The following is a 7,662-nucleotide window of genomic DNA, read 5'->3' as shown; positions in this document are numbered from 1 at the left end:
AGGCACCGGATTCTGATTCCGGCATTCCGAGGTTCGAATCCTCGTACCCCAGCCACTTCAATGCAAAAAAGCCCACCTCGGTGGGCTTTTTTGTTATTGGCGTTTTGCCATCCTGGCGCATCACTGACTGCCGGGCAGGCGCTTTCCACGACGCCCCTGCCCGCGACGCCGGTTTACAAGCCTAACGCATACTTCAGCGCCTGACGCTTCAGCACCCCGGCGCGTTCGGCCGCCATCAGGCCAATATTGCGCAGCATCCGCACCGGCGCCAGGTCATTGCTGAATCCGGCGTAAAACAGATCCATCCCCGACTGCATAATAAAATTATCCGCCCGCCGCCGCCCCTGGTAGCGCTTGAGCACCGGCAGGCTGGCCCACTCTTCGCCGCGGCCGCGCGCTTGCGCCAGGATCTCCAGCAGGGCGTCGACATCACGGTAGCCAAGGTTAACCCCCTGCCCCGCCAGCGGATGAATGGTGTGCGCCGCATCGCCCACCAGCGCCAGACCAGGCTGAACATACTGCAGCGCATGACGCCGGGTGAGCGGGAAGGCGCCGGCCGCCTGCGGCGTCACCCGCCCGAGACGCGCCGGGAAATGGCGGGCGATCTCCTGCTGGAGCTGGGGCATGGACATGCCCTGCAGCTGACGGATCCGCGCCGGGGCGTCATACCACACCAGCGAGGCCCAGTTGTCGAACAGCGGCAGGAAAGCGCGCGGTCCGCTGGGGGTAAACTGCTGCCAGGTGCTGTCGCCGGGATCGTCGGCGCATTGGACGCTAATGAGCATACAGGATTGCTGATATTGCCAGGCATGCACGCCGATGCCGGCCATCTCCCGCACCTGAGAGCTGGCGCCGTCGGCGCCGATAACCAGCCGGGCGTGGATCGTCTCCCCATCGCGTAAACGCAACGCCGTCTCCGCCTCGCCGCGCTGCATCGCCTCCAGTTCGCCGCCAACGCGCAGGGTAACCCCTTCGTGCGCCGTCAGCGCTTGCCACAGGCCCCACTGCAGGACCTTGTTCTCGACCATATAGCCCAGCTCCGGCAGCTTAAGCTCGGCGGCGTCAAAGGCGACGTGGGCGCTCTCCCACTCCCAGGTCTCCAGACGACGGTAAGCGTGGACGCGCATCGCCCGCACGGCATCCCAGACGCCAAGGCTTTTCAGCAGGCCGACCGAGGCCGCGCTGATCGCCGAGATCCGCACATCCGGGGCGGATGCTGGATCGAAAGCCGGAGGCGCCGTTTTCTCAAGCACCGTCACGGTAAATCCCTGTTGCGCCAGCCCCAACGCCAGGGCGCCGCCGACCATGCCGCCGCCCACGATGGCGACATCTGTTGCGTGAATTGTCATGGCTATTATCCTTAAAGCAGAATCCGTTAAGTTTACCGGATTTTTCGCCCTCTTGCGGTGATAACGCTCGCACTGGTCAGGGGGCGACCAAAGCATTACAATACGCGCCCTGGAATGCGAAATTCACCCTGTATATATCCCCGCGTTTTGGATATCTATTACTGAGCATGAGCAAGTCAATGACAAAAAAACTCCATATTAAAACCTGGGGCTGTCAGATGAACGAGTATGATTCATCAAAGATGGCCGATCTGCTGGATGCGACACATGGGTATCAACTGACCGAAGTGGCGGAAGAAGCAGATGTGCTGTTGCTCAATACCTGCTCAATTCGTGAGAAGGCCCAGGAAAAAGTTTTCCATCAGCTTGGCCGCTGGAAGCTGCTGAAAGAGAAGAACCCGGACCTGATTATTGGCGTTGGCGGCTGCGTGGCTTCCCAGGAAGGCGACCATATTCGTCAGCGCGCGCACTATGTCGATATTATTTTCGGGCCGCAAACCCTGCACCGCCTGCCGGAGATGATTAACTCCGTGCGCGGCAACCGCAGCCCGGTGGTTGATATCAGCTTCCCGGAAATTGAAAAATTCGATCGCCTGCCAGAACCGCGCGCCGAAGGCCCGACCGCCTTTGTCTCGATTATGGAAGGCTGCAACAAATACTGCACCTACTGCGTGGTGCCCTACACCCGCGGAGAAGAAGTCAGCCGCCCGTGCGACGATATCCTGTTTGAAATCGCCCAACTGGCGGCGCAGGGCGTGCGTGAAGTCAACCTACTGGGCCAGAACGTGAACGCCTGGCGCGGCGAGAACTACGACGGCACTACCGGCAGCTTTGCCGATCTGCTACGCCTGGTCGCCGCTATCGACGGCATCGACCGCATTCGCTTCACCACCAGCCACCCGATCGAATTTACCGACGATATCATCGACGTCTATCGCGATACGCCGGAGCTGGTGAGCTTCCTGCACCTGCCGGTGCAAAGCGGCTCCGACCGCGTACTGAACCTGATGGGACGCACCCATACTGCGCTGGAGTATAAAGCGATTATTCGCAAGCTGCGTGAAGCGCGTCCGGATATTCAGATAAGCTCCGACTTTATCGTCGGCTTCCCCGGCGAAACTACGGAAGATTTCGAAAAGACAATGAAGCTTATCGCCGACGTCAATTTCGATATGAGCTACAGCTTTATCTTCTCCGCCCGCCCGGGCACCCCGGCGGCCGATATGGTTGACGACGTGCCGGATGCCGATAAGAAACAGCGTCTGTATATTCTGCAGGAGCGCATCAACCAGCAGGCGATGGCCTGGAGCCGTCGCATGCTCGGCACGGTACAGCGCATCCTGGTGGAAGGCACGTCGCGCAAGAACATCATGGAGCTTTCCGGACGTACGGAGAACAACCGGGTGGTCAACTTTGAAGGCACCCCGGACCTCGTCGGCAAGTTTGTGGATGTCGAAATTGTCGATGTTTACACCAACTCGCTGCGCGGCAAAATCGTGCGCACCGAAGCGGAGATGGGTCTGCGTATCGCTGAATCACCTGAATCAGTGATTGCCCGCACCCGTAAAGAGAACGATCTTGGCGTGGGTATCTATCAGCCGTGATCCCTTCAGGCCTGTCGGTTCCGGCAGGCCTTGTAATTCCTCTCTCCGTCCCTATATCTACAGCAATGCTTGCGCCATTTTCCTGTGACGTAAATAATTTCCTGATTAGCCGGCCACGCGCCGCGTCCGGCCACCTGCGTAAAGAGGAACAGTTTGAACATAGACACTCGTGAAATTACCCTGGAGCCAGCGGATAACGCACGCCTGTTAGCCCTGTGCGGCCCGTTTGACGACAACATCAAACAGCTGGAGCGTCGGTTAGGCATTGAGATCAACCGCCGTGACAATCATTTTAAACTGACCGGACGCGCCCTATGCGTGCACGCCGCCGCCGATATTCTGCGCAGCCTGTATGTCGACACGGCGCCGATGCGCGGTCAGATTCAGGATATTGAACCAGAGCAGATCCATCTGGCGATTAAAGAGGCGCGCGTGCTGGAGCAGAGCGCCGAGAGCGTGCCGGAGTACGGAAAAGCCGTCAATATCAAGACCAAGCGCGGGGTGATCAAACCGCGTACGCCGAACCAGGCGCAGTACATCGCCAATATCCTCGATCACGACATCACCTTCGGCGTGGGTCCGGCAGGTACCGGGAAAACCTATCTGGCGGTGGCGGCGGCGGTCGATGCGCTGGAGCGCCAGGAGATCCGCCGCATTCTGCTGACCCGTCCGGCCGTCGAGGCGGGCGAAAAGCTCGGCTTCCTGCCCGGCGATCTGAGCCAGAAGGTCGACCCGTATCTGCGCCCGCTGTACGACGCGCTGTTCGAGATGCTCGGCTTTGAGAAGGTGGAAAAGCTGATTGAGCGTAACGTCATCGAAGTGGCTCCGTTGGCTTATATGCGCGGACGGACGCTGAATGACGCCTTTATCATTCTTGATGAAAGCCAGAACACCACCATCGAGCAGATGAAGATGTTCCTGACCCGCATCGGCTTTAACTCCAAGGCGGTGATCACCGGCGACATCACGCAGATTGACCTGCCGCGCAGCACCAAATCCGGTCTGCGCCACGCCATCGAAGTGCTGGCGGAAGTCGATGAGATCAGCTTTAACTTCTTCCATAGCGAAGACGTGGTCCGCCATCCGGTGGTCGCCCGCATCGTGAACGCCTATGAGGCATGGGAAGCCGCAGACCAGAAACGTAAAGCAGAACTGGCCGCCGAGCGCAAACGCGAAGCCCAGGAACAGGAGCAAAAATGAGTCAGGTGATCCTCGATTTACAGCTGGCCTGCGAAGAGACCAGCGGCCTGCCGGACGAAGCCCTTTTTCAACGCTGGGTCGACGCCGTCATTCCGCCGTTTCAGGAGGAGTCAGAGTTAACGATTCGTCTGGTCGACGTTGCAGAAAGTCATGAGCTGAACCTGACCTATCGCGGCAAGGATAAACCGACCAACGTCCTCTCTTTCCCGTTTGAAGCGCCGCCGGGGATTGAAATGCCGCTGCTCGGCGATCTGATCATTTGCCGTCAGGTGGTGGAGCAGGAAGCCAGCGAGCAAGGGAAGCCGCTGGAGGCGCACTGGGCGCATATGGTGGTTCACGGCAGCCTGCATCTGCTGGGCTACGATCACATCGAAGATGACGAAGCGGAAGAGATGGAAGCCCTCGAAACAGAGATAATGCTTGCTCTGGGCTATGAGGACCCGTACATTTCCGAGAAGATTGCTGAATAGCCCCCTGCCGGATGGCGGCGCTTGCGTCTCATCCGGCCGCTGTTCATGCATTTTACCCGCCTGAACCTCAGGCACCCCATGCCGTCCGGCGCTGAGTGTACGCGCGACGAGCGACATTAAATCAACATGAGAACCCAAACGACGCCATGAGCGACGACAATTCACACAGTAGTGACACAGTAAACAGCAAAAAGGGATTTTTCTCCCTGTTACTCAGCCAGCTCTTTCACGGGGAACCGAAAAACCGCGATGAACTGCTGGCGCTGATCCGTGATTCCGGGCAGAACGACCTTATCGATGAAGATACCCGTGACATGCTCGAAGGGGTAATGGATATCGCCGACCAGCGGGTCCGCGACATTATGATCCCCCGTTCACAAATGATTACCCTGAAACGCAATCAGACGCTGGACGAGTGCCTTGATGTCATCATCGAATCCGCCCACTCGCGCTTCCCGGTCATCAGTGAAGATAAAGATCACATCGAAGGGATTCTGATGGCCAAGGATCTGCTGCCGTTTATGCGCAGCGACGCCGAAGCTTTCAGCATGGAAAAAGTGTTACGGCCGGCGGTTGTCGTTCCGGAAAGCAAGCGGGTCGACCGCATGCTGAAAGAGTTTCGCTCACAGCGCTACCATATGGCGATCGTTATTGACGAATTCGGCGGCGTCTCCGGTCTGGTGACCATCGAGGATATCCTTGAGCTCATCGTCGGGGAAATTGAAGACGAGTACGACGAAGAAGAAGATATCGATTTCCGCCAGCTGAGCCGCCATACGTGGACGGTGCGCGCTCTGGCCTCTATCGAAGACTTCAATGACGCCTTCGATACGCACTTCAGCGATGAAGAAGTGGATACCATTGGCGGACTGGTAATGCAGGCCTTTGGCCACCTGCCGGCTCGCGGCGAATCTATCGACATTGATGGTTACCAATTCAAGGTAGCAATGGCAGATAGTCGTCGTATCATTCAGGTGCATGTTAAGCTGCCGGATGACGCTCCCCAGCCGAAGCTGGAAGAGTAAGCGGCGGCGCTGAAGGTCATGGCCAGCCGGGAGACAGACCGTGGGCGATCCCCGGTTGTTCCCTCCCCCGGCTGGCAAACAGCATAGCCTGTGGCAACAGGCGTTAATTAACGGGACGATTAGCCTAAATGGTATTTGCCTCTCTTCTTGAACGCCAGCGCGTACGTCTGCTGCTGGCGCTGCTATTCGGAGCCAGCGGAACGCTGGCTTTTTCACCTTATGACTTCTGGCCCGCGGCGATTATTTCGCTGGTCGGTCTGCAGGCGTTAACCCTCAACCGCCGCCCGCTGCAAAGCGCCGGCATCGGCTATTTCTGGGGTCTCGGCCTGTTCGGCACGGGTATCAACTGGGTCTATGTCAGCATCGCGCAGTTTGGCGGTATGCCGGGCCCGGTTAACGTCTTCCTCGTCGTGCTGCTGGCGGCCTATCTCTCGCTCTACACCGGCCTGTTTGCCGGCCTGCTCGCCCGTCTGTGGCCCAAAACCAGCTGGCTGCGGGTAGCGATCGCCGCTCCCGTCGTCTGGCAGATCACCGAGTTCCTGCGCGGCTGGGTGCTGACCGGTTTTCCGTGGCTGCAGTTCGGCTACAGCCAGATTGACGGCCCGCTGAAAGGCCTGGCGCCGGTGATGGGCGTCGAGGCGATCAACTTCCTGCTGATGATGGTAAGCGGCCTGCTGGCCCTGGCCCTCGTGCAGCGCAACGGGAAGCCGCTGGTCATTGCCGCACTGCTGTTCGCCCTGCCGTTCCCGCTGCGCTATATCCAGTGGTATCAGCTGCTGCCGGCGCGTGCGACGCAGGTCTCGCTGGTGCAAGGCGATATCCCGCAGGCCATGAAGTGGGACGAGAAGCAGCTGGTTAACACTCTGAAAACCTATCTGGTGCTGACCCAGCCGCATATCGGCCACTCGCAGCTGATTATCTGGCCCGAATCGGCGATCCCGGATCTCGAGATCAACCAGCAGCAGTTCCTCAGCATGATGGACGATCTGCTGCGCGCAAAAGACAGCTCACTGATCACCGGCATCGTCGACGCGCGTCTCAATAAGCAGAACCGCTACGACACCTACAACACCATCATTACCCTCGGCAAAGATAACCCGTACCGCTACGACTCGACCAACCGCTACAACAAGAACCATCTGGTGCCGTTCGGCGAGTTTGTACCGCTGGAGTCGATTCTGCGTCCGCTGGCGCCATTCTTCGACCTGCCGATGTCCTCCTTCAGCCGCGGTCCCTACGTGCAGCCGCAGCTGATGGCGCATAACCTCAAGCTGACCGCGGCTATCTGCTACGAGATCATCCTCGGGGAACAGGTGCGGGATAACTTCCGTCCGGACACCGACTTCCTGCTGACCATCTCCAACGACGCCTGGTTCGGCAAGTCCATCGGCCCGTGGCAACACTTCCAGATGGCGCGGATGCGCGCCCTGGAGCTGGCCCGTCCGCTGCTGCGCAGCACCAACAACGGCATAACCGCCGTGATCGGCCCGCGCGGCGAGATTCAGAAGATGATCCCGCAGTTTACCCGCGAGGTGTTGACCACCACCGTGACGCCCACCAGCGGCTTGACCCCTTACGCCCGCACTGGCAACTGGCCGCTGTGGGCGCTGACGGCGCTGCTCGGCTTCGGCGCGCTGCTGATGAGCCTGCGTCAGCGTCGCCGATAAATGCTCTGCCGGCGACGCCCGTCGTCGGCTTTTTTTCTTCCCGTCATTTGCCACCCTGGCACAGTCATTGCTTTATTTAATCGGGTAGCGCCGCCCTCTGGCCCAGTGCAACCAGGTTGCACCATAAACGATCGGCGGTCGCGCTATTTTGGTGCAATGGAAGATATTTGCCTCCGATTGGTGCGGAGCGCTTCGCAAAAATAAACAATAAAACAGCAAAATCTTTACATTAAGCCAAACTAAATGCTAACAAACACATACAAATGCGGCACGTGGATGCGTGCCCCCAATAACAACACACACAATCACAATGGGTATCAATAGCGTCGGTGACGCTGCGGATAAGG

At 58.8% G+C, this 7,662-nt stretch carries 7 protein-coding genes; 6 read left to right on the top strand and 1 reads right to left on the bottom strand.

The genetic code is table 11. From position 1 onward, the window contains the following. The coding region (locus ABLX76_RS16825; protein ID WP_348815389.1) for a hypothetical protein at positions 1-185 on the top strand (185 nt) is incomplete at its 5' end. Here the strand turns inward: ABLX76_RS16825 and ubiF are convergent. Next, positions 174-1,349: a 3-demethoxyubiquinol 3-hydroxylase gene (gene ubiF / locus ABLX76_RS16820; protein WP_348874925.1), complete on the bottom strand. Its 1,176-nt coding sequence runs from the start codon at positions 1,347-1,349 to the stop codon at positions 174-176. The two genes, ABLX76_RS16825 and ubiF, sit on opposite strands and share 12 nt — an antisense overlap. 179 nt (positions 1,350-1,528) lie before the next feature. Between ubiF and miaB the strand changes: the two genes are divergently transcribed. The 5 genes from miaB to lnt all read left to right on the top strand — a co-directional run bounded on the left by miaB (position 1,529) and on the right by lnt (position 7,315). Beyond that, positions 1,529-2,953, top strand: coding sequence for a tRNA (N6-isopentenyl adenosine(37)-C2)-methylthiotransferase MiaB (miaB, locus tag ABLX76_RS16815; protein WP_004885906.1), 1,425 nt, complete (start codon positions 1,529-1,531; stop codon positions 2,951-2,953). A gap of 153 nt (positions 2,954-3,106) precedes the next feature. Beyond that, the gene (locus ABLX76_RS16810; RefSeq protein WP_004176871.1) at positions 3,107-4,153 is read left to right on the top strand and encodes a PhoH family protein; all 1,047 of its coding nucleotides are present in this window, start codon (positions 3,107-3,109) and stop codon (positions 4,151-4,153) included. Further along, complete coding sequence (gene ybeY / locus ABLX76_RS16805) at positions 4,150-4,623, top strand: rRNA maturation RNase YbeY (RefSeq protein ID WP_023288844.1); 474 nt, start codon at positions 4,150-4,152, stop codon at positions 4,621-4,623. Before ABLX76_RS16810 ends, ybeY begins: the two co-directional genes overlap by 4 nt. A 146-nt stretch (positions 4,624-4,769) precedes the next feature. Continuing rightward, on the top strand, positions 4,770-5,648 hold the full coding sequence (gene corC / locus ABLX76_RS16800; RefSeq protein ID WP_004197606.1) for a CNNM family magnesium/cobalt transport protein CorC: 879 nt from the start codon (positions 4,770-4,772) through the stop codon (positions 5,646-5,648). 128 nt (positions 5,649-5,776) lie between these two features. Continuing rightward, positions 5,777-7,315, top strand: coding sequence for an apolipoprotein N-acyltransferase (lnt, locus tag ABLX76_RS16795; protein WP_348874923.1), 1,539 nt, complete (start codon positions 5,777-5,779; stop codon positions 7,313-7,315). Positions 7,316-7,662 lie beyond the last annotated feature (347 nt).

The sequence above is a fragment of the Klebsiella sp. JB_Kp004 genome, assembly GCF_040065795.1.
GTDB classification, from domain to species: domain Bacteria; phylum Pseudomonadota; class Gammaproteobacteria; order Enterobacterales; family Enterobacteriaceae; genus Klebsiella; species Klebsiella quasipneumoniae.
Note: the sequence above shows the minus strand (reverse complement) of the source record. Positions and strands in the feature narration are given on the sequence as shown.

Coding starts and splice junctions, on each gene's coding strand:
- ubiF (WP_348874925.1), bottom strand. CDS start 1,349: ATGACAATTCACGCAACAGATGTCGCCATCGTGGGCGGCGGCATGGTC.
- miaB (WP_004885906.1), top strand. CDS start 1,529: ATGACAAAAAAACTCCATATTAAAACCTGGGGCTGTCAGATGAACGAG.
- ybeY (WP_023288844.1), top strand. CDS start 4,150: ATGAGTCAGGTGATCCTCGATTTACAGCTGGCCTGCGAAGAGACCAGC.
- corC (WP_004197606.1), top strand. CDS start 4,770: ATGAGCGACGACAATTCACACAGTAGTGACACAGTAAACAGCAAAAAG.
- lnt (WP_348874923.1), top strand. CDS start 5,777: ATGGTATTTGCCTCTCTTCTTGAACGCCAGCGCGTACGTCTGCTGCTG.